At 72.5% G+C, this 19,989-nt stretch carries 22 protein-coding genes; 9 read left to right on the plus strand and 13 right to left on the minus strand.

Annotated elements, in window-relative coordinates; all coding sequences use genetic code 11:
- Positions 1-52 precede the first annotated feature (52 nt).
- Both ACIQUC_RS00240 and ACIQUC_RS00245 read left to right on the plus strand, forming a co-directional pair.
- Entirely contained in the window at positions 53-358 is a 306-nt protein-coding gene (locus ACIQUC_RS00240; RefSeq protein WP_402261902.1) for a hypothetical protein, read from the plus strand.
- Between the two features lie 107 nt (positions 359-465).
- A complete protein-coding gene (locus ACIQUC_RS00245; protein ID WP_402261904.1) occupies positions 466-915 on the plus strand; it encodes a BLUF domain-containing protein in 450 nt (149 codons plus the stop codon).
- A gap of 66 nt (positions 916-981) precedes the next feature.
- On the opposite strand, the gene ACIQUC_RS00250 is transcribed toward ACIQUC_RS00245, so the two are convergent.
- Positions 982-2,421 carry an amino acid permease gene (locus tag ACIQUC_RS00250; RefSeq protein WP_402261907.1) on the minus strand — a complete coding sequence of 480 codons (1,440 nt, stop codon included), beginning with the start codon at positions 2,419-2,421 and terminating at the stop codon, positions 982-984.
- A 276-nt stretch (positions 2,422-2,697) separates the two neighbouring features.
- On the opposite strand from ACIQUC_RS00250, the gene ACIQUC_RS00255 reads away from it, so the two are divergent.
- On the plus strand, positions 2,698-3,186 hold the full coding sequence (locus ACIQUC_RS00255) for a DUF427 domain-containing protein (protein WP_402261910.1): 489 nt from the start codon (positions 2,698-2,700) through the stop codon (positions 3,184-3,186).
- A 113-nt stretch (positions 3,187-3,299) separates the two neighbouring features.
- Here ACIQUC_RS00255 and ACIQUC_RS00260 read toward each other — a convergent pair whose 3' ends face one another.
- Positions 3,300-3,635, minus strand: a complete 336-nt coding sequence (locus ACIQUC_RS00260; RefSeq protein WP_402261912.1) for a hypothetical protein — start codon at positions 3,633-3,635, stop codon at positions 3,300-3,302.
- Positions 3,636-3,718: 83 nt separating this feature from the next.
- Between ACIQUC_RS00260 and ACIQUC_RS00265 the strand changes: the two genes are divergently transcribed.
- From ACIQUC_RS00265 to ACIQUC_RS00275, 3 genes are all read left to right on the plus strand, one after another.
- A complete protein-coding gene (locus tag ACIQUC_RS00265) occupies positions 3,719-4,096 on the plus strand; it encodes a hypothetical protein (RefSeq protein WP_402261915.1) in 378 nt (125 codons plus the stop codon).
- A gap of 2 nt (positions 4,097-4,098) precedes the next feature.
- The gene (locus ACIQUC_RS00270; protein WP_022905861.1) at positions 4,099-4,518 is read left to right on the plus strand and encodes a DUF6264 family protein; all 420 of its coding nucleotides are present in this window, start codon (positions 4,099-4,101) and stop codon (positions 4,516-4,518) included.
- A gap of 93 nt (positions 4,519-4,611) precedes the next feature.
- Complete coding sequence (locus ACIQUC_RS00275) at positions 4,612-5,091, plus strand: hypothetical protein (RefSeq protein WP_402261918.1); 480 nt, start codon at positions 4,612-4,614, stop codon at positions 5,089-5,091.
- 8 nt (positions 5,092-5,099) lie between these two features.
- Here the strand turns inward: ACIQUC_RS00275 and ACIQUC_RS00280 are convergent, their stop codons facing one another.
- Both ACIQUC_RS00280 and ACIQUC_RS00285 read right to left on the minus strand, forming a co-directional pair.
- Positions 5,100-5,720, minus strand: coding sequence for a hypothetical protein (locus tag ACIQUC_RS00280; protein ID WP_402261920.1), 621 nt, complete (start codon positions 5,718-5,720; stop codon positions 5,100-5,102).
- A gap of 112 nt (positions 5,721-5,832) precedes the next feature.
- Complete coding sequence (locus ACIQUC_RS00285; RefSeq protein ID WP_402261922.1) at positions 5,833-7,308, minus strand: APC family permease; 1,476 nt, start codon at positions 7,306-7,308, stop codon at positions 5,833-5,835.
- Between the two features lie 132 nt (positions 7,309-7,440).
- Between ACIQUC_RS00285 and ACIQUC_RS00290 the strand changes: the two genes are divergently transcribed.
- Complete coding sequence (locus ACIQUC_RS00290; RefSeq protein WP_402261925.1) at positions 7,441-7,866, plus strand: DUF6892 domain-containing protein; 426 nt, start codon at positions 7,441-7,443, stop codon at positions 7,864-7,866.
- A 54-nt stretch (positions 7,867-7,920) separates the two neighbouring features.
- Here the strand turns inward: ACIQUC_RS00290 and ACIQUC_RS00295 are convergent, their stop codons facing one another.
- The 3 genes from ACIQUC_RS00295 to ACIQUC_RS00305 are packed head-to-tail and all read right to left on the minus strand — an operon-like array spanning position 7,921 to position 10,583.
- Positions 7,921-8,538, minus strand: coding sequence for a hypothetical protein (locus ACIQUC_RS00295; protein ID WP_402261928.1), 618 nt, complete (start codon positions 8,536-8,538; stop codon positions 7,921-7,923).
- The gene (locus ACIQUC_RS00300) at positions 8,535-9,737 is read right to left on the minus strand and encodes a glycosyltransferase (protein ID WP_402261931.1); all 1,203 of its coding nucleotides are present in this window, start codon (positions 9,735-9,737) and stop codon (positions 8,535-8,537) included. Before ACIQUC_RS00300 ends, ACIQUC_RS00295 begins: the two co-directional genes overlap by 4 nt.
- A 9-nt stretch (positions 9,738-9,746) precedes the next feature.
- On the minus strand, positions 9,747-10,583 hold the full coding sequence (locus tag ACIQUC_RS00305) for a DUF429 domain-containing protein (RefSeq protein ID WP_402261934.1): 837 nt from the start codon (positions 10,581-10,583) through the stop codon (positions 9,747-9,749).
- 214 nt (positions 10,584-10,797) lie between these two features.
- On the opposite strand from ACIQUC_RS00305, the gene ligD reads away from it, so the two are divergent.
- Complete coding sequence (gene ligD, locus ACIQUC_RS00310) at positions 10,798-11,817, plus strand: non-homologous end-joining DNA ligase (RefSeq protein ID WP_402261936.1); 1,020 nt, start codon at positions 10,798-10,800, stop codon at positions 11,815-11,817.
- A gap of 30 nt (positions 11,818-11,847) precedes the next feature.
- Here the strand turns inward: ligD and ACIQUC_RS00315 are convergent, their stop codons facing one another.
- Both ACIQUC_RS00315 and ACIQUC_RS00320 read right to left on the minus strand, forming a co-directional pair.
- A complete protein-coding gene (locus tag ACIQUC_RS00315) occupies positions 11,848-11,991 on the minus strand; it encodes a hypothetical protein (protein WP_402261939.1) in 144 nt (47 codons plus the stop codon).
- Between the two features lie 82 nt (positions 11,992-12,073).
- Complete coding sequence (locus tag ACIQUC_RS00320) at positions 12,074-13,123, minus strand: ATP-dependent DNA ligase (protein WP_402261942.1); 1,050 nt, start codon at positions 13,121-13,123, stop codon at positions 12,074-12,076.
- A gap of 119 nt (positions 13,124-13,242) precedes the next feature.
- On the opposite strand from ACIQUC_RS00320, the gene ACIQUC_RS00325 reads away from it, so the two are divergent.
- The gene (locus ACIQUC_RS00325; protein ID WP_402261944.1) at positions 13,243-14,286 is read left to right on the plus strand and encodes an MBL fold metallo-hydrolase; all 1,044 of its coding nucleotides are present in this window, start codon (positions 13,243-13,245) and stop codon (positions 14,284-14,286) included.
- A gap of 132 nt (positions 14,287-14,418) precedes the next feature.
- On the opposite strand, the gene ACIQUC_RS00330 is transcribed toward ACIQUC_RS00325, so the two are convergent.
- From ACIQUC_RS00330 to ACIQUC_RS00345, 4 genes are all read right to left on the minus strand, one after another.
- A complete protein-coding gene (locus ACIQUC_RS00330) occupies positions 14,419-15,051 on the minus strand; it encodes an FMN-dependent NADH-azoreductase (RefSeq protein WP_402261947.1) in 633 nt (210 codons plus the stop codon).
- A gap of 132 nt (positions 15,052-15,183) precedes the next feature.
- Complete coding sequence (locus ACIQUC_RS00335) at positions 15,184-16,818, minus strand: putative Ig domain-containing protein (protein ID WP_402261950.1); 1,635 nt, start codon at positions 16,816-16,818, stop codon at positions 15,184-15,186.
- Between the two features lie 198 nt (positions 16,819-17,016).
- Complete coding sequence (locus ACIQUC_RS00340; RefSeq protein ID WP_402261952.1) at positions 17,017-17,856, minus strand: hypothetical protein; 840 nt, start codon at positions 17,854-17,856, stop codon at positions 17,017-17,019.
- Positions 17,857-18,078: 222 nt separating this feature from the next.
- Entirely contained in the window at positions 18,079-19,884 is a 1,806-nt protein-coding gene (locus tag ACIQUC_RS00345; RefSeq protein ID WP_402261955.1) for a hypothetical protein, read from the minus strand.
- Between the last annotated feature and the right edge of the window lie 105 nt (positions 19,885-19,989).

Consider the following 19,989-nt stretch of genomic DNA (forward strand, 5'->3'; position numbering starts at 1 on the left):
CAGACCCCGTCCGGGGGCCGCTGGCCCGTCGCGGGACCGCGATACTGGACGGGTGACGACACTGCGAGGAGAACTGCGCTCGACCGCGACGACGGAGGCCGAGGGCAGCGGCGAGAACATCGAGGCGGCGCGGACGGCGGCGGTCGAGGCCCTGGACCTGCACGGGTTCGAGCTGCAGCAGGTGAACGCGGTCACGAGCAAGGCGACCGGGGAGACCACCGTGCGTGCGATCGCCCGTTCCCGGGAGACGCGCCCGCACGAGGCGACCGGCCCGAGCTACGAGGCGGCGCTCGAGGCGTTCCGCGCGTCGGTCCCCGAGGGGTGGCAGGCGCAGAACGTGCGGGAGATCCGGGCGTAGCGGGCGGGCCGCGCCTCTGGCCGGTCCGGGTCGCGTCTCCTGGCCGGTCAGTGTCGATCCCGTTCTGGGGGCGTCGGGCGCGGGGTGATCGGTGCAGGATCGAGGGCATGCTGCAGTCACTCGTCTACATGAGTTCGGCCACGGAGCCGTTCGACGACGACGCGCTCGAGGACGTGCTCGCACACGCCCGGGAGCGCAACACCGCCGACGGCCTCACCGGGCTCCTCGTGCACCGCAACGGTCGGTTCATGCAGTTGCTCGAAGGGCCGTACGACCAGGTGCTCGCGACGTACCAGCGGATCCTCGCGGACGACCGGCACGACGAGGTCCGGCTCCTCGCCGAGGAGTCCATCCACACCCGGCGCTTCCCGGAGTGGTCGATGGCCTACGACCGCGACACCCCGGGCGCTCCGACCCCCGAGGGCTTCAGCGACTTCCTGACCGCGGGGGACCAGAGCGCCGACAATGGGCGGTCCCGGGAGCTGCTGCGGTGGTTCCGGAACCACCCGATGGCCGACCCGACGGCGGCGAAGGGGAAGCACCGGCGCGAGGCGTAGCGCCGCCCTGCACCGGCCGCGGGGCCGGCGGATCGCTGCGCGTCAGGCGATCGTCTTGCCGGTCATCTAGCCCATCGGCTTGCCGGTCGTCTTGCCGGTCGTTTCGCCGGTCGCGAGCTTGCTGTGCCGACGGGAGTAGCCGAAGTACACGCCGAGGCCGATCGCGAACCACACCGCGAAGCGCACCCACGTCTCCCACTGCAGGAACGTGACGAGCCACAGCGACGCGACGACGCCGATGATCGGGATCACCGGCATGAACGGCAGCCGGAACTGTCGGTCGAGGTCGGGCTGGCGGTAGCGGAGCACGATCACGGCGGAGCAGACCACGACGAACGCGAGCAGGATGCCGATGTTCGTCAGCTCGGCCACGACGCCGATCGGCAGGACCCCGGCGAGCACCGCGGACGCGATGCCGAGGATCCAGGTCACGCGGGTCGGCACGTGGCGCTTCGGGTCGGTCTTCGCGAACCACTTCGGCATCAGGCCGTCCCGGCTCATCGAGAACCAGACGCGGCTCGCGCCGAGCATGAAGGTCACGAGCACGGTGATGATGCCGACGATCGCGCCGATCGCGATGATGTTGGCGACGCCGCCGAGCCCCACGGACGCGAACGCCGACGAGAAGCCCGAGGCCGGGTCGATGTCGGTGTAGTTCTGCATCCCGGTGAGCACCAGGGTCGCCAGGACGTAGAGCACCATCGCGATGCCGAGGGACAGCAGGATCGCCTTCGGCATGTGCTTGCGGGCGTCGACCGACTCCTCGGCCGCGGTCGACATCGCGTCGTAGCCGAACACCGCGAAGAACACCGTCGCGGCGCCCGTCATCACGCCGCCGAACCCGAACGGGAAGTACGGCGAGTAGTTCGCGCTGTTGATGTGGAACAGGCCGAGCACCACGATGAGCACGACGAGGCCGACCTTGATGCCGACGGCGACGAGCTCGAACCGGGCGGCACTGCGGATGCCGCGGGTGAGGACGAACGCGGTGAGCAGGCAGAGGATGATCGCGAAGACGTCGATCACGTGGCCGTCGCCGGTCCCCGGGGCGCCGAGCATCCAGGCGGGCAGGTCGACGCCGAACTGGCCCACGAGGAACCCGACGTAGCCCGAGATGCCGATCGCGACCACCGCCACGATCGCGGTGTACTCGAGCAGCAGGTCCCAGCCGATGAACCAGCCGACGATCTCGCCGAGGACCGCGTAGCCGTACGTGTACGCGCTGCCGGCCTTGGGGATGAGGCCCGCGAACTCGGCGTACGACAGGGCGGCGGCGGCGCTCGCCACCCCGGCGACGAGGAAGCTGATGAGGACGGCGGGCCCGGCGACGCCGTTCGCCACGGTGCCGGCGAGGGTGAAGATCCCGGCGCCGATGATGCCGCCGATGCCGATCGCGGTGAGCTGCCAGAGGCCGAGGTGCCGTTTCAGGCCGTCCTCGCCTCCGGTCTCGTCGTCGATCGTGTCGATCGGCTTCCGTCGGAAGAGGGTGCGTGTCGTCGTCGTCACGCGCCCACTCTGCACCCTGGGCGCACTCCGCGTCCGCCCTCGCCACCGGACCGGGTCCGGCCCGGGGAGGCCCCGGCGACGTTTCGCGCTGGGCGACAGCTCACGCGGTCGGCCGCCCGTGAACTGTCGCCCAGCGCGAGAGAACGCGCCCCGCGCGCCCGCGCCCCGCACCCTGCGCCCTCCGCCAGCGTGACCGCGCGCCGGGGGCGAGCCGGCGGGGCGGGGGTGGGCCGCGCCTCCGGGCCTGGGGGCAGGGAACCGGCGTAGACGGGAACCATGCGTCGACCGAACCGTACCGAGCCCGCCCCCGGCCAGGAGTCCGTGTGGGACTACCCGCGGCCTCCAGCCGTCGAAGCGGTGCACGACCGTGTGGTGGTGCGGCTCGGCGGCGAGGTGGTCGTGGACACGACCGACGCGGTGCGGGTGCTCGAGACCTCGCATCCGCCGGTGTACTACGTGCCGATGGCCGACCTCGAGCTTCGGCCGGCCGAGGGGTCGAGCATGTGCGAGTTCAAGGGCCGCGCACGGTACTTCGACGTGATCGGCGGGGACGTCGTCGCGCCGCGGGCCGCCTGGAACTACCCGACGCCGGAGCCGGGGTACGAGCAGCTGCGCGACCGGGTGGCGATCTACCCGTCGGCGATGGACTCGTGTGAGGTCGGCGGCGAGGTCGTCCAGGCGCAGGAGGGGGACTTCTACGGGGGCTGGATCACCTCGCGGGTGGTCGGGCCGTTCAAGGGGGCGCCGGGCACGCTCGGGTGGTGAGAGGTCGGCGGCTGGCAGGCGCGGCGGGCGGGCTGCGGCGGTCCGGGCGCGGCGGTGCTGCGGCGGCTGCGGCGCGGCGGTCGCTGCTGCAGTCCCGGCGCGGCGGTCGCTGCTCAGCGGTTGGCGTACGGCGTCCAGAACGGTGACGGGAACGCGCCGCCGGTGACGACGACCAGTAACTGCCACACGAGCATCACGAGCCCGACCACCCCGAGCACGATCCCGATCCACGACCACACCCGCACCCCGCGCTGGGTCCGTCGTGCTATCGAGAGGGCACGCCAACCGCTCGCGATGGTCACGACACCGAACACGGCGCCGAGCACGGCGTGCCGTCCCATCGAGGCGGCCGGCACGATGAACCCCATGTAGAGCGCCACCGGACCGAGCAGGGCGGCCAGGACGGCGGGAGCCGCGGGCGGCTCGTGGTCGCGGGAGGCTGTTCCCATGCGTCCGAACCTAGCGGGACGCGCGGGGGCTGTCCGACGCGCGGGTGCGCACCTCTGGTCGCCGGGAGGGGCACGATGGACCCATGCGATCCTTCCTCCGCGTCCTGCTCGGCCTCGCGCTCGTCTTCGCCGGGACGAGCCACCTCACCTTCGCCCGCCAGGACTTCCGCGCCCAGGTGCCCGAGTTCGTCCCGCTCGACGAGGACACCACGGTGCTGGCCTCCGGGATCGCGGAGATCAGCCTCGGCAGCGCGCTGGTGCTCGCACCCCGTCGCTCGCGTCGCCTCGTCGGGAACGTGGCGGCCCTGTTCTTCACGGCGATCTTCCCCGGGAACATCTCGCAGTGGCTGAACCGCCGCGACGCCTTCGGCCTCGACACCGACGTCAAGCGCATCGGCCGCCTGTTCGGGCAGCCGCTCCTCATCGCCTGGGCGCTCTGGTCCACGCGCGGGCAGCGGTAGGCATGCAGGCCCCCGTGGTCGCGGATCCGCTCGGCTCCGGCCCGGCGGCGTTCGGACGGGAGGCGCGACACCCCCTGGCAGGCGGCCGTCGCGTCGCGGACGTGGTCGCGACGGTCGTCCTGCTGGTGGTGCTGGCCGCGGAGTCGGTGGTCGCCGGTGGCGGCATCGTGTTCCTGTCGCTCGCGTTCAGTTCGTGCGGCGCTCCGGGCAACTCCTGCGACGAGACGCTCGGCGGTGCGGTGGTCTATGCCGGGCCGGTGCTCGTCGCCCTCGTGCTCGTCGCGGCGCTGGTGGTCTGCGTGCTGCGGCTCGTGCGGCGTCGGCTGTCGTGGCCGTTCGCCCTGGTCGGCATCGCGGCGGTGGTGGCGGTGTTCTTCGGCGCGATGCTGCTCGTGGACAGCGCGATCTCCCACGGCATCTGAGGACGTTCCTCCACAGGCGGCCGCTGAACCGCGGCCGTCCACAGATCGCGACCGGTCGCCCAGCGACGGGGGCGATCCGGCGACGCTGAGGGCATGCCAGACACCGACATGCTCGACCGCCTCATCCGCACGACCGTCCGCACCGACGACGACGTGGTGGACCTCGTGACCGCCCTCGTCGAACGCCCGATCACCCGCCAGTGCTGGGTCCTCTTCCTCGACGAACACGCCGTCCCGGTGTCGTTCGTGATGCCGATCTCGGACCTGCCGTGGGAACCGGACGAATACGTCGAGGACTTCGCCGCGCTCGTCGGGGACGTCCTCGTCCAGGTCGCCGCGGCCGAGGTCGTGCTCGTGTGGGAGCGACCCGGCGAATCCCGACTCTTCCCGGTCGACTGGGAGTGGGTCGACGCGTGTGCGTGCGCGTTCGAGGAGCACCACGTCCGGCTCCGCGCGCAGGTGGCGGTCCACACCGGGGGCATCGCGATCGTGTCCCTCGACGACGTCGAGCCGGTCGATCGTGCCGTGCCCCCGGCGCCGGTCGACGACGACCCGCTCCCGCTCGCGTCGTGACGGGGCGGTCAGCCCTGCGGCGCAGTGTCGGGCACGGTCTGCCCGGTGAGGCCCTCGACGACGGCCTTCGCCTCGGGCCAGAACTTCGCGTAGTGGTCGGGGTCCGAGTTGATCTGGACGGCGTGCGCCATCTGGGTCGGCGTCATCGTCTTCCACCCCGGGGTCTTCACGAGCTTCGTGTAGAACATCGTCGCCGCGGTGTACGGGTCCATCCGCTGCTCGTACGTGCCCCAGGCGCCGTTGTCGCGCTGCTGGAAGAGCCCGCGGCTGTCGGGTCCGGCGGCGTCCCCGTGGTCGAGGTTCACCAGGCTCGATTCCCCGATCGCGGTCATCACGCCGACCGACTGCGTGTGCGGCCCGATGCCCATGGCACGGGCGGCGCTGATGACGTACGCGGCGTTGACCAGGCGGTCCTGGCAGAATCCGGCGACGGGTCCGGCGGGGACGACGATGCCGCCGACGGTCCTCGACGCGACGTCGGGGCAGGTGGGCGTGGGGTCCCCGGTGACCGACCGGGCGGCGCCGGAGAGCGAGTTCACCGCGATCACGATGACGACCACGACGCCGATGCCGATCGCGACGACGCCCGCGCCGAACACCGACGCGAGCGTGATGCCGACGCGGCGCATGGCGGGTCCTCTCGGGCGGGGCGGGTCAGGCGGAGCACGAAGATGCTACGTGCGCCGCCTGGGAACCGCACCCGCCCGATCGGGGGTGTCGCGGGACCGGTCGGTCGGCGGCTCAGGCGTCTCGGTGGTCCCGGTCGGTGCGCGGCGCCGACTCGTCCGGGTGCTGGACCTTCGTCGGTTCGGTGACCAGCCCGGTGGGCGCCTTCTCGGCGCGCTTCCGACCGTGGGTGAACCACGTCACGATCCAGAGCAGGATCCCGAGCGCGAGCAGGGCGCCCGCGATCTCGTACTGCTGCGGATCACGCCCGGACGAGAAGGGCAGGACGAGCCACAGGCACGTGACGACACCGATGATCGGCACGACGACCCCCGCGCGGAAGTGCTTGTGGTCGACCTTGTCGCGGCGGAGCACGAGCACCGACAGGTTCACCACGGCGAACACCGACAGCAGCAGGAGCGAGGTGGTACCGCCGAGCACCACGACGATGGGGGAGTCGGGGTCGAGCGACACCCACCCGATCAGCAGCAGCGAGATGAGGGTCGTGAAGACGATCGCGGTGGACGGCGTGCGGCGCGTCGGGGAGACCCGGGCGAGGAAGCCGGGCAGGACGCCCTGCTTGCTCATGCCGTACAGCAGTCGCGACGCCATCATCATGTTGATCAGGGCGGTGTTGGCCACGGCGAACATCGAGATGAACGGCAGCAGGTCGGCGATCGGGAAGTCCGGCGCCGCGGTCTGCACGACGGTGACCAGCGGCGTCTCGTTGCCGGCGAGCTCGCCGATCGGCACGACCGCCACGGCGCAGATCGACACGAGCACGTAGATCACGGCGGTGATGCCGAGGCCGGTGAGCATGACCTTCGGGAAGATCCGAGAGGGGTCCTTCGTCTCCTCGGCCATGTTCACCGAGTCCTCGAAGCCGACCATGGCGAAGAACGCCAGCGAGGTGGCGGTCGACACGGAGAGCAGGAGCGTCTTGTCCTCCGGCGTCTCGAACATCACCACACGCGAGAAGTCCGCGTTGCCGCCGGCGATGGCCCAGAACCCGATGAGGATCACCATCACGAGACCGGACAGCTCGACCAGGGTGAGCACGACGTTCGTCTTGACGCTCTCGCTCACACCCCGGAAGTTGATGGCCATCACCGCGAGCATGAAGCCCATCGCGATGAGCATCACGACGCCGTTCGGCAGCTCCAGCCCGAACCCGGCACCGAGGTTCGCCGCGAAGGCCCGCGACGCCGTCGACGCCGATGTGATGCCCGAGCACATCACGATGAACGTCACGATGAAGGTGACGAAGTGGATGCCGAACGCCTTGTGGACGTACAGGGCTGCTCCGGCGGTCTGCGGGTACTTCGTGACGAGCTCGAGGTACGAGAACGCCGTCAGCAGGGCCACGGCGAACGCGATGAGGAACGGGAGCCACGCAGCCCCGCCGACCTCGGCTGCGACCTGACCCGTCAGCGCGTAGACGCCCGTGCCGAGGATGTCCCCGACGATGAACAGCAGCAGGAGTTTGGGACCGATGACCCGCCGGAGCTCGGTCTGCTCCTGCTGCGGGCGCTCTGTGTTGGTTGTGGCCATGCGTCAGCCTGTCCCGTTCCGCGCCATCCTGTCCAGTCTCACAGGCGAATCGGCGCGGATCGCAACACGGATGTGTCACCCCCGACACGAGACGCCGGGCGTGTCCGGGCACCGACGGCTACGCTCCGGGCCATGTACAGCGAGTCGAACACGACCGAGGAGTCCGTGGAGTTCGCGGACTTCAACGCGAAGCTGCTCGTGCTCGACGTGCTCTGCTACGACCTGGACGTCCTCGACCCCTACGACGGCGATGACGACGAGACCGACGAGGACCTCGACGTCGAGGGGCAGGACGACCGTGCCCGCGAGTACTACGACGACCTCGAACTCCTGCCGTCGCAGCTGTCGCTCGTCACGGAGCTGACGGTCGACTCCGACCTCGAGGTCCTGCAGGACGTTCACCCGGGGTGGGACGGCTCCGACGACCGCTACGACCCGCAGAACTGGGACGACCTGCTCGACCTGCCCGCGCTCGGCACCGTGTACGCCGCGGCGCCGCTGCCGGCGCACGTCGTCGAGCGGCTCGCCGCGAAGGGCGTCGAGGTCCGCTCCGCCTGAGCGGGGCCGCTGCCGCTGCCGCTCCGGCAGTGAGCGGCGTCCCGCAGCGCCCGGTCAGCGGCGGAGCGCCAGGACCTGCTCGGTGAACTGCGCGGCCCCGCCCTGCGCCGGGTGCCGCACCGCCACGGCGTCGATCCCCGCCACCGCCAACGCCCCCTGGGCCTTCCGCCCGACGGCGACGACCCGGACGTCGTCCCGGGCCGGCCCCGCCCGCAGCGCACCGAGCAGCGCGAGCGCGACCGGGGCGCCGTCGCGGACCTCGGCGGGCCGCGGCGTCCGGTTCGTCAGCCGGTCCGGCGCGGCGAACGGGTGGTGCGGGAAGATCGCCCACGTCATCGGCAGCGCCCCGCGCCACGACGCCAGCGCGGCCTGCACCACGCGCGACGACGCCTCCCACGGGGCGGTCGGCTCGGGCGGGACGAGGTACCCGGCGCCGAGCTCCCGCATGCTCGTGAACGGCACACCGGTGTTCGTCATGCCGCGCCACCCCGGGGCCTCGGCGACGAGCACCGTGTCCGCCCCGGCCCCGACGGTCGTGAGGTACCGCTCGAGGTTCGCGCGCCGCAACCGCCCGGGAGCGGTCCCGACGTCGTACAGCGCCTCGGCGTCGTCCGCGACCGGCACCGCGTCGAGCGCCGCCCAGAACGCGTCGAACCGGTCGCCAGTGGTCACGAGCGTCCCAGCACCCGGCGGTACACGTCCTCGAGCCCGGCGGCGGACCGCTCCCAGCTCAGCCGCTCGGCGTGTTCCCGGCCTGCGGCGGCGAGCGAGGCCGAGTACGACGCGTCGGTCAGGATGCGCTCGGTCTCCGCAGCCCAGACAGCCGGATCGCGGGACTCGAGCACCACCCCGGTCTCGCCGTCCACCACGGCCTCACGGAGTCCACCGGCGGCGGCGGCCACGACCGGCACCCCGGACGCCGAGCCCTCGAGCGCGACGAGACCGTACGTCTCGGAGTGCGACGGCACCAGCACGGCTGCCGCGCCGCGGAACAGGATCGCCAGGTCGGCCCGCGACTGCGGACCGACGAACGTGACGCGGTCGGCGATGCCGAGTCGGGCCGCGAGCCGACGCAGTTCGTCCACGTAGTCGCCCGCTTCGCTCGAAGCGTCCCCGGCGATGACGAGGGTGGGTCGCGCCTCCTGGCTGATGGCGGCGATCGCCTCGATCGCCAGGTCCAGCCCCTTCAACGGCTGCACCCGTGCCGCGGCGACCACGTAGGGGACGTCCGCGCGACGGGCGCCGGCGGCCGACGGTCGGAACACCGATCCGTCCACCCCCGGTGGCACGATCCAGATGTGACCCGACGCGCCGCCGAGGCGCGTCCGGACCGTGTCGGCCTCGGCCGAGGACACGACGACGACCGCGTCCGAGTCCTGCGAGAGCATGCGCTCGCCGGCCATCCGGCCCGCGGACTCCGGCCGCTCGCCCTCGGACAGCGGTGTGTCGCTGTCGGCCGCGATCGAGTGGAAGGACTGCACGTGCGGGATGCCGCGCTCCCGGGCCACGGGCAGCGCCGCCACCCCGGAGAACCAGTGGTGCGAGTGGAGGACGTCGTACGGGCCGAGGTGCTCGAGCTCGTGGCGGAACGGCTCGATGAACGCGTCGTGCTCACCCTTCGGCACCGGTTCGGCGGGCCCCGCCGACAGGAACCGCAGGCAGACGCCCGGCACGAGCGAGACCGAGTCCGGCTGCGTCGGCGACGAGCGCCGCGTGATGATGTCGACGTGGTGGCCGCGGTCGGCCAGCGCCTCGGCCTGGTGGCGGACGACGACGTTCATGCCGCCGACCTCGCCGGAGCCGGGTTCGTCGCCGGGGGAGGTGTGCAGCGACACCAGCCCGATGCGCAGGGGTTCGGTGGTGGTGCTCACCGCGCAAGCCTAGCCGCGCGTCGGCCGCTGCGACGGGCGCGCGGGTGCCACCACGACGGGCCGTCGGCCCGCCTCGTCCACGGCGTCGGACGGGAGGCGCGGATCGCCTCCCAGGATCTGCACCCGCTCGTCGCCGTGCTGCTCCCAGAACGCGGCCGTCCAGGCGCACAGCGCGCCGTCGAGCAGGTCCTCCCGGTGCTTGTGCGTCGGCCCGTGGATCCCGGAGGAGTCCGCCAGCGCCCGGGTCAGTGGATGCGTGTCGAGCCGGAGCGGTGGGTCCAGCGGCGTCTCGCGAAGCCGGCGCACGAGTTCGTCGAACGCCGCCGCCCGTCGAGCCCGGGCCGTCGCCGGCGGGACCGTGAGGTCGAGCCGCTTGTAGCGCGGCCGCTCGATGTCGTAGCCGAGCTCCTCGACGCCGACGAGCGTCGTGTACGGGTAGCACTCGAACATCGCCGGCCCCGTCCGCTCCCGCATCGCCGCCGTCGATGACACGTACCCGACGCCCAGGGCCGTCAGCCGCTCGAGGAGTCGGGCTCCGGCGCTCGCCGCGGATGCGAGGTTCGTCGGGTTCGCCGCGACCATCCACCGGCCGTAGCGCTGGCCGACCTGCCGTTCGGCCTCGCGGATGCCCGTCGGGTTCGTCACGACGAGCGAGGCGTCCACGGCGATGAGGGATCGCTCGCCGAGGTGTGCGGCGATCCAGTCGGTGACGGCGTCGACGCCCCGGGCCCAGCCCGCGTCGGTCACCCGGCCGCCGGCGTCCATCGCGACGAGGCCGGTCTCGTTCGGTGCACGGGTCGCGGTGCCGAGGCCCCACGCCAGGTCGACCCCGAGGTACGCGTTCACCCGTCCATCGTGCACGCCGAGCGGGCGCGACGTGCCGCGCGCGGTCCGCCGAGCGGGCGGAAGATGCCGCTCCCGCGCGTCGAGCGGGACGTATTCTGCCCGCTCGGCGAGGCAGGCAGGCAGGCGGGCGAGGCGGGCGGGCGAGGCGGGCGGGACAGGACGGCAGGCGCGCGGCTGGGGCCGGGCGCGGGCCCGCCCGTGTACGGTCCGCTGCATGGCGAGCGAAGCGACGACGCTGACGGTCCCGGGGCCCGACGGCGACCGGGAGGTCCGGATCAGCAGCCCCTCCCGCGTGCTCTGGCCCGACGCCGGGATCACGAAGCTCGACCTGGCGGAGTACCTCGTCGCCGTCGGTGCCGAGTTCGTCCGGGCGAACGGGGACCGTCCGATCTCGTTGCAGCGGTTCCCGGGCGGCGTCGACGGCGAGCAGTTCTTCTCGAAGAACCCGCCGAAGGGTGCCCCCGACTACGTCCGCGCGGTCACGGTCACCTACCCGAGCGGTCGGCAGCACCCGCAGCTCGTGGTGGACGAGCCGGCCGTCGCGGTCTGGGCGGCGCAGATGAACACGGTGGTCTTCCACCCGTGGGCCTCCCGTGCGGAGGACGCCGACCACCCGGACCAACTCCGCATCGACCTCGACCCGCAGCCCGGCACCGACTTCCATGACACCGTCCCCGTCGCCCACGAGCTGCGGAAGGTGCTCGACGAGGTCGGGCTGACGGCGTGGATCAAGTCGAGCGGGAACCGCGGGCTGCACGTCTTCGCGCCGATCCACCCCGAGCACGAGTTCCTCGACGTCCGGCACGCGGTGATCGCCGCGGCGCGCGAGCTCGAGCGTCGGATGCCCGACCGGGTGACGACGGCGTGGTGGAAGGAGGAGCGCGGCGAGAGGGTGTTCGTCGACTTCAACCAGGCGAACCGCGACCGGACGATGGCGGGCGCCTACAGCCCGCGGGCACTGGCGCACGCCGCGGTGTCGACCCCGATCACGTGGGACGAGCTCGACGACGCGGACCCGACGACGTTCACGGTCCGGTCGGTCCCGGATCGCCTGCGGACCACCGGCGACCCGTGGGAGGGCATGCACGACGACCCCGCGAGCATCGCACCGCTCCTGGCGTGGTGGGAACGCGACCTGGCGAACGGCGAGGGCGAGCTGCCGTTCCCGCCGGACTTCCCGAAGATGCCGGGGGAGCCGTCCCGCGTCCAGCCGTCTCGCGCCAAGAAGCACTGACGGACGCGCCAGGAGCTCCTGACGGACGCGTCAGACCGTGGCGCAGTCCTCGGCGCGACCCTCGGGCTCGGCGACCCGGGTGGTGTGCGTGGGGAGCGAGACGCTCGCCGTGTGCAGACGCGTCAGACGGGACCACGTCCCGCGGTGGACGTCGCTGATGCCGTCGATGATCATGTCCCGCTCCCGTCTGTTCGATGCGGATGCGTCCGCATGGATCAATTTACCTAGTTAGCCTAACTACATCAATGTGTGAGCGTCAATCGGACATGAGGACGGCGTCGAGGTCGTAGGCGGCCGGGACCTCGAGCTGGTCGAAGCCGCACGACGCGGCCTCGCGGTCCGGACGCCACCGTTCGAACTGGACCGTGTGCCGGAAGCGGTCGCCCTCCATCTGGTCGTACCGGACCTCGAGGACCAGCGACGGCACCAGCCGGACGAACGACGTGTCCCGACCCGACGAGAACCGCGACCGTTCCCCGTCACCGGTGAGGAGCCTCCCGTCGTCGTCCCGGAGGACCACCGGGTCGAGCTCGTCGACCAACTCGGCCCGGCGCTTGTCCGAGAAGGCGGAGACGCCGCCCACCTGGCGGAGCTCGCCGTCCTCGCCGTACAGCCCGACGAGCAGGGAGCCGACGCCGGTCCCGCTCTTGTGGACCCGGTAGCCGATCGCCACGACGTCCGCGGTCCGGTGGTGCTTCACCTTGAGCATCGTGCGCTTGTTCGGCTCGTAGGGCTTCGCGCGGGGCTTCGCGACGACACCGTCGAGCCCGGCGCCCTCGAACGTGGTGAGCCAGTCGCGGGCGAGGTCGACGTCGAGGGTGGTGCGCGTGACGTACAGCGGGTCGGACATGTCCTGCGACAGCGAGTCGAGCCGCGAGCGACGCTCGTCGAACGGCAGGTCCAGCAGCTCCTCGCCGTCGACCGCGAGCAGGTCGAACGCGACGAACTGCGCGGGGGTCTCGGCGCTGAGCGTCGCGATGCGTGAGGCCGCGGGGTGGATCCGCTGCGACAGCGCCTCCCAGTCGAGCCGTTCCGCCCCGGCGGTCCCGGAGCGCAGGATCACCTCGCCGTCGAGCACCACCGGGTGCGCGCGGCCGCCGAACTGCGCCCGGAACGCCGCGACGAGCTCCGGGAAGTAGCGGGTGAGCGGCTTCGCTCCTCGGCTGCCGATCTCGACGTCGTCGCCGTCGATCGTCACGATGCCGCGGAAGCCGTCCCACTTCGGCTCGTAGCGCAGGCCACCACGGACGCTGTCGGGGTCGGGCACGGTGGCGACGGCCTTGGCGAGCATCGGTGCGATCTCCATGCGCCCTGTCTACTCGGGTGGTCGCGTCCGTCCGGCAGGGCCGGTCCGGTGTCCCGTTACCACGGGCCTGGAGGCGCGGCTCGGCCCGTCCGCGCCGGCCCGGTCGCTAGGGTGGTCACGTGACGACCGTGCCCCCGCCGGCAGCGCCGGCACCGGAACCGATCAGCCCCGTGCAGGCCGCCGCGTTGCAGGCCGGCGTCCTGCCGCCCGTCGAGGCGGTCCGGCCGGGCATCTGGACGCTCGCGGTGCCGTTCCGCTTCGGTGTGCCCGACGCGACCCTCGTCTACGTCGTCGAGGGCTCCGACGGCGCGCTGACCCTGATCGACCCGGGGTGGACGGCCGACGACGACCTCGACGCCCTCCGCGACGGCCTCAGCGGGATCGGCCGGTCCCTCGACGAGGTCGGGCTCGTCGTCGTGACGCACCTGCACGCGGACCACCTCGGTGCGGCCGCCGCGATCCGCCGCGCCGCCGGTGCCCGGGTCGCGATGCACCGGCTCGAGGTCGACGCGCTCCGCCGTGAACGCGAGGACGCCGCGGCGAACGACGCCGACATCGCGACCTGGGGACTGCCGGAGCGCCTGCGCGCCGGCGTGGTCGAGGCCTGGGGGAGCGGCCGGCGGATCGGACTCGGGCGGACCGCCGAGCCGTTCGCCGACCTGCTCCTCGAGGACGGCGACGTGCTGCCGGTCGCCGGGCGGACGATCCGGACCCTCTGGACCCCGGGGCACACCGCGGGTCACTGCTGCTTCGTGGACGAGCCCGACGGGCTGCTCTTCACCGGCGACCACGTCCTGCCGCGCATCAACTCCGGGATCGGTCTGGGCGGCCGGACCGACGCGAACCCGCTCGGCGACTACCTGGCGTCGCTCGGACGGCTCGACGGGTACGCCGACCTCGAGGTGTGCCCGGGCCACGAATACCGCTTCCGCGACGTCGTCACGCGTGCCCGCACCCTGGCGCGGCACCGCGAGGAGCGGTCGCAGCACGTCGCCGCGGCACTCGACGCCCTGTCCTCGCCGACGCTCTACGAGGTGGCGTCCCTGGTGCCGTTCAGCGGCGGGATCGAGTCGATGACAGGGTTCCTGCTCGCCAGCGCCCTGACCCAGACGGCTTTCCACGCGGAACTGCTCGGCCGCGCCGACGAGGTCCGGCCCGCCTGACGCGGCCGGGCGCGGTCCGCGGAGCCGTGGTTTCCACCGCCCTCGCACAACGCAAGTGCATCCGCGCCGTGGATTCCCACGGCGCGGATGCACTTCGGTCGTGCGGGACGCGCGGCCTGACCGCGGCCGGGCTCAGCCGAGCGTCGCGGCGAGGCGCTCCAGCGTCGTCCTCGCGTCGGCGAACTCCGCGGCGGCGTGGTCGGCGAGCGGCGCCAGGTCGGGCAGCCGGTCCGCGAGGGTCGCGCTCACGGTGATCGGGTACGGCTTCATGCCGAGCGCCGTCCCGAGGATGAGCTGCAGGACCGGCGAGCCGTGGTCCCAGCCCTCGGTCGGGGTGCCGGCGTCGTAGGTGGCGCCACGGCTGACGACGGTCACGACGGGCCGACCGGCGAGCGGCTGCACGTCGCCCGCGAGGACGCCGGGCACGTGGACGCGGTCGATCCAGGCCTTGAGGGTCGACGGCACCGTGTAGTTGTACAGCGGCGCACCGACCACGACGACGTCGGCGCCGAGGAGTTCGTCCATGACCTCCTGTCGGCGAGCGTCGTCCGCGGGCGCGACCACCTCGTCGTCGGTGCGGTCGGCGGCCGCCCAGTGCAGCGCCGAGGTCTCGAGGTGGGGGAGCTGGTCGACGTGCAGGTCGCGTCGGACGACGGTGTACTCCTTGCCGCGTGCGCGCCAGGCGTCCGCGAAGGCCGCGGTGAGGGCGCGGGAGCGGGAGTGCGCGAGGTCGGCCGAGGAGTCGATGTGCAGGAGGGTGGGCATGGTCCCCACGCTACCGAGCGACGCACGCCGGATGACGGGAACGGCCCCGCCGCGCCGGTGCGGGGCGAGGCGGGGCCGAGGTGGGCCTCCCGTCGGTCACGCGGGTACGCGAGCGACGAGAGGCGTCCGGTGTCAGCGCTGGGTGTGACGGCGGCGCAGTGCGCGCGCACCGATCAGGCCGGCGCCGGCGAGGACGAGGGCGAGGGCCCACGGCAGGGCTCCCGTCGCCTCGGAACCGGTGTAGGCGAGCTGACCCTTGGCGGTGGTGGGCGTGACGACCGCCACCGTCGGGGTGGTCGGGCGCACGTCGACCGCGAACGAGAGCGGCTGGAGCGCACCGCTCGACACCGTCAGCGTGTGGATCGACGCGTGCGGGAACGTGACGCCGTAGACGCCCTGCCCCTCGGCGCCGTTCTCCTCGTACGGGGCGACGACGTCACTGGCGACGTTCGAGGTGACGGTCGGGACGAACGTGGGGTTGCCCTCGTCGTCGAAGTCCGTCGCGTCGTTGCCGAAGCGGTCGACGGGCGAGCCGGACACGACGAGCGTGCCGCCTTGCGCCACGGTGGGACGGCCGGTCGGCGTGAGGGTGAGCTCCTCGGGGAAACCGTCCTCGTCGGTCGACAGGTCGACGGTGTAGATCGTGCCGTCCGGCTGGATGAGCCAGATGCGCTTGTCCCGGGCGGTGATCGACTTCTCGTCCAACGTGAACGCCGTGATGCCGAACGCGGCGGCGTGGTCGACGGTCAGCTCGACGTACTGCGTGGTCGAGACGTCGCCGCTCGTGGCCGTGACGGCGAAGTCGTAGAACGACGCGAGGGTCGCGGTGCCGCTCAGCTCGCCCGTGGTCGGGTCGAACGTGATGCCCTCGGGGAGCTGGTCGTCGACCGTGTAGTCGCCGTCCTCCTCGAAGCCGTACCCGACCGCGATGGAGTCGGCCTGCGACTTGGACTCGACGATGGAGTCAGCGGAGTCCTCCTCGTCGCCGTAGAACCAGTCCAGCTCGTAGGTCGGCGCCGGGTAGCCCTGTGCGCGGAACGTGTACGAGAACGCGTCGCCGGCCGTGGCGTCGAGGTACAGCGGGTCGTCGATGTCGGTGCCCTCGGCGACGGGCGTGCCGTCGGCGTCGACGAACACCGGGTCCTGTGTGACGACCGCGGTCGGGTCCGAGGTCACCGATCCGCGGCCGCCGCCCGGCAGGTCGCCGGTCACGGTCACGACGAGCTGCTTGCCGGCCTCGACCGGATCGACCGTGTAGGTCTGGGTCTTGGCGATCGTCGTCGGCGTCGGGCCGGCGTCGGCCTCGGTCCAGACGTACTTGAAGGAGCCGTCCTCGTCGAACCCGGTCGTGTCCGCCGTGAGCTCGGACCCGACCTTCGCGTCGCCGGAGACGGTGACCGTGGGGTCGGCGGCCAGGGGGGTGACGGGAGCGTCCGTCGATGCTGCCCGCGGAGCGGTCGGCGCGGTGGTGGACTCGGGCGTGCTCGGCGCGGTCGTCTCCGGGGATGCCGGCTCGTCGGTCGGCGTCGGGTCGGTGGGCGCGTCCGTCGGCGTGGGGTCGGTCGGCTCGTCGGTCGGCGTCGGGTCCGTGGGTGCGTCGGTCGGCGTCGGGTCGGCCGTCGCGGTCTGCGTCGGGACCGACGTGTCGGTGCCCTCGGCGTGTGCTGCCGTCGCGGTCGCGATGCCGAGACCCGTCGTCAGCGCGATGAGCGCGGCGGTGGTCCCGAGCGCGCAGGCGCGTCGGACGGTGGAAGTGCTGCGGCGCACGTGTTCCCCCAGGTGTTCAGGTCCGGTCCAGTACCGGATCGTAAGAATCTGCCGAGAATCCTCGGCCTGATCGGATCGTAGGGGTACGCGCGCGGGACGGCGACGTCCGAACCCGAAATGTGACCTGGCTTGGGGGTGCGTGCGGAACACCGCAGGCAGGGCGCCGGACGGCTCCCCGCCTGCGGTCGGGGTGGACGGTCAGTGCGTCGCGTGCGCCACCGAGACGGTGAACGACGTGTGCGCGTGCTCCTGGGTCACGGTGAGACGGTGCGACCACGCCCCGCTGATCGTGATCGTGTCCTCGGCGCCGGTCCGGGTGACGTGGTCCGACGTGATGTTGCTCGTGACCGTGGACGGGTCGCCGCCCTCGTCGGGGGCCTTGATGACGTTGCCCTCGGCGTCGACCGCGACCCCGGAGACGACGAACTGCTCGAGCCGGGTCGCGGGGACGGACTTGACGATCGTCGCCTTGCTGGTGGGGGTCAGTCGCTGGTGGATGACTCCGTTCGGGGCGATGTACCAGATCGGTGCGGTGGTGTTCGGCTGCGAGACGTACGTCCGCACACCGACCGCTGCCCCCGGCTTCACGGTGAGCTGCACGTACGCGTGGGCCTCGACACCGTCACGGAGCGCGACGACCTGGAAGTCCCAGATCCCGCTCTCCACCCCCGTGCCGGACAGGACGCCGGTGTTCGTGTTCACCGAGAAGTGGTCCGACGCGCGCGGTGAGTCGGCGGTGAGCCCCGGGCCCTCGTCCATGGCGTAGGCGACCGTCCCCGCCTTCGCGTTCGTGGTGAAGGTGTGCGAGAAGGCCTTCCCCGCGGTCGCGGTGAGCGCGATCGGGTGGGCGGCGGAGGAGCTCTGCGTGAAGGCGAGCGGAGCGGGCGTGGCGGCGGCGACGTGCTGCGTCGGCGACGGCGTCGAGGCGGTCGCGGCGCTCACCCCGAAGACGGCGCCGCAGCCGGCGGCGACGACGGCGGCGGATGCGGCGACGGTGACGAGCGCCGCGCGACGGCGCGACGAAGTGGTGGTGTTCATGGTTCCCCTGGTCGTTCTGGTGCAGGGCGGCGATCCGCTCCTGTCAGCGACGACCGTACGTCCGGACGGCGTCCTCCGGGTGGCTTCCAGATTGCGGTTCCATCACGGAAGCATTCCGGTTCACTCAGGTCCTGACCTGGGGTTTCGTTCAGGTGGGGTCGCAGGACAGGAGGCGCGGTGCCAGCTGGCACCGCGCCTCCCGTCCCACGCGATGACGCGGTCTCAGGCGCGACGACGACGCAGCCGGTGGACCAGCAGGCCGCCGCCCGCGGCGAGCAGGCCGAGCGCCCAGGCGAGGGGACCCGAGGTCTCCGCGCCGGTGTACGCGAGGCGGCCGGAGCCCGTGGTCGTGGTGGCTCCCGTCGTCGCGGCGGTCGGGGTGACGTCGAACCGGATGTCCTGCGTGCGGTCCTGGTACGCGACGGTCACGACGTGCGGCGACGCGTGCTCGAACGTGACCCAGGTGCCGGCGGTGCTCGGGTCATCGACGATCCGGTCACTGGCGACGTCGCTCGTGACGGTCAGGTCGTCGTGGTCGGCGACCGCGTTCCCGTAAGCGTCCACCGGCACCGCGAGCACGAGCATGCGCTGCCCCTGTCGTGCGGGCACCGCGTCGACGACCGCAGAACCGCCGTCCGGGGTGATGTGCGTGATCGTGTCGCCGTCGATCGACCACGTCTCGGACTCCGGGTCCCGGTCGGACGGCAGGACCGCGACGACGAGCTTGGAGAAGGCCGCGGGGGAGACGGTGACCTCGACGTTCGCGACGGCCTGCTCCCCACCGCTCGTGGCGACGACCTGGAACCGGAACGACGTCGCCGCCGTGCCGGTCCCGGTCAGCACGCCCGTGGCCGGGTCGACGGCGAGGTCGAGCCCGTTCCGCGCGTAGGTGTCGTCGAAGGGCTCGCCCTGGACACCGCGGAGCTCGTAGCGGACGTCCGACGGGTCCGTCGCTCCCGTCACCGCGAACGTCCGCGTGAACTCCTCGCCGGCGGTCGGTGTGATCGCGATCGGGGCGTCGGCGGACGACGGGTCGACGAAGGCGAACGGCACGTCGGTGACGACGACGGTGAAGGAGGTGGAGACGCCGCCCTCGGAGACCGTCACCGTACGGGAGCCCGCCCCGGAGAACGTCACCACGTTCGCGCCGTTCGGGTCCCACACGGCACGGTCTCCGGCGGCGGTGCTCGTGACGGTGGAACGGGGGTACTCGTCGTCCTGGTCGCTGCCTGTGACGCGGTTGCCGAAGGCGTCGACCGCGAGGCCGGCGAGGGTGAGCGACTGCCCGTCGACCACGGGGACCGAGGGCACGATCCGCACGCGGCCCTGGCCGACCGCCTGCTCCCAGATCGTGCCGTCGGGCTCCACCTGCCACAGGCCCGAGGAGTCGGAGGTCGAGGCCGAGAAGGTGACCCCGACCGGGGCGCCGGGCTCCACCGTGAGCTCGACGTACTCGACGGCGGTCTCGGAACCGCTCGTGGCGACGACCTGGAACGTGTAGGTCCGGAGGGCGTACCGCGGCGAGCCGGACAGCGTGCCGGTGGTCCCGTCGAACGAGAAGTCGGCGTTGAAGTCGCCCTGGCCGATGACCGGGCTGCCGCCCGGGCCACGCACCGCGTACGTCACCGTCCCCGACCCGCCCGTCGCGGTGAACGTCCGGGACACGGTGTCGCCCGCGGTCGCGGTGAGGACGAGCGGGGCGTCGGCGGTCGTGCCCTCGGGGAAGGCGAGGGCGGCGGCGGTGGACTGCTCCGGAGCGTCCTCGGCCGGCGCGCTCGCCGTGGGTGCGCTCGCGGGGGGAGTCGTCCCCGTCTCGTCGGCGGTCGCCGACGTCGTGTCGGCCGCCGCGCCTCCCGTGCCGGCGGACGTGCCGGTCGTGACGGTGGTGGCGGACGTGGCCGGTGTCGGAGCCGCGTCGGCGATCGCGCTCGACGCGCCGATGCCGAACGCCGAGGAGGCGGTGACGATGGCGACGGCTGCGCCGATGGCGGCGCCGCGTCGGACACCGGCGGTGCAGGACTGCTTCATGGGATCCCCCTGGATGCTGTTCGGGACACCGGGAGGTGCCCTCATCCTGGAGGTGTCGCGGCACGGGCGATCCTGACGACCCGGTCCGTCTCGGTCCGGTGACGA

This window comes from Curtobacterium sp. NPDC098951, assembly GCF_044759965.1.
In the GTDB taxonomy this organism is placed as follows: Bacteria; Actinomycetota; Actinomycetes; order Actinomycetales; family Microbacteriaceae; genus Curtobacterium.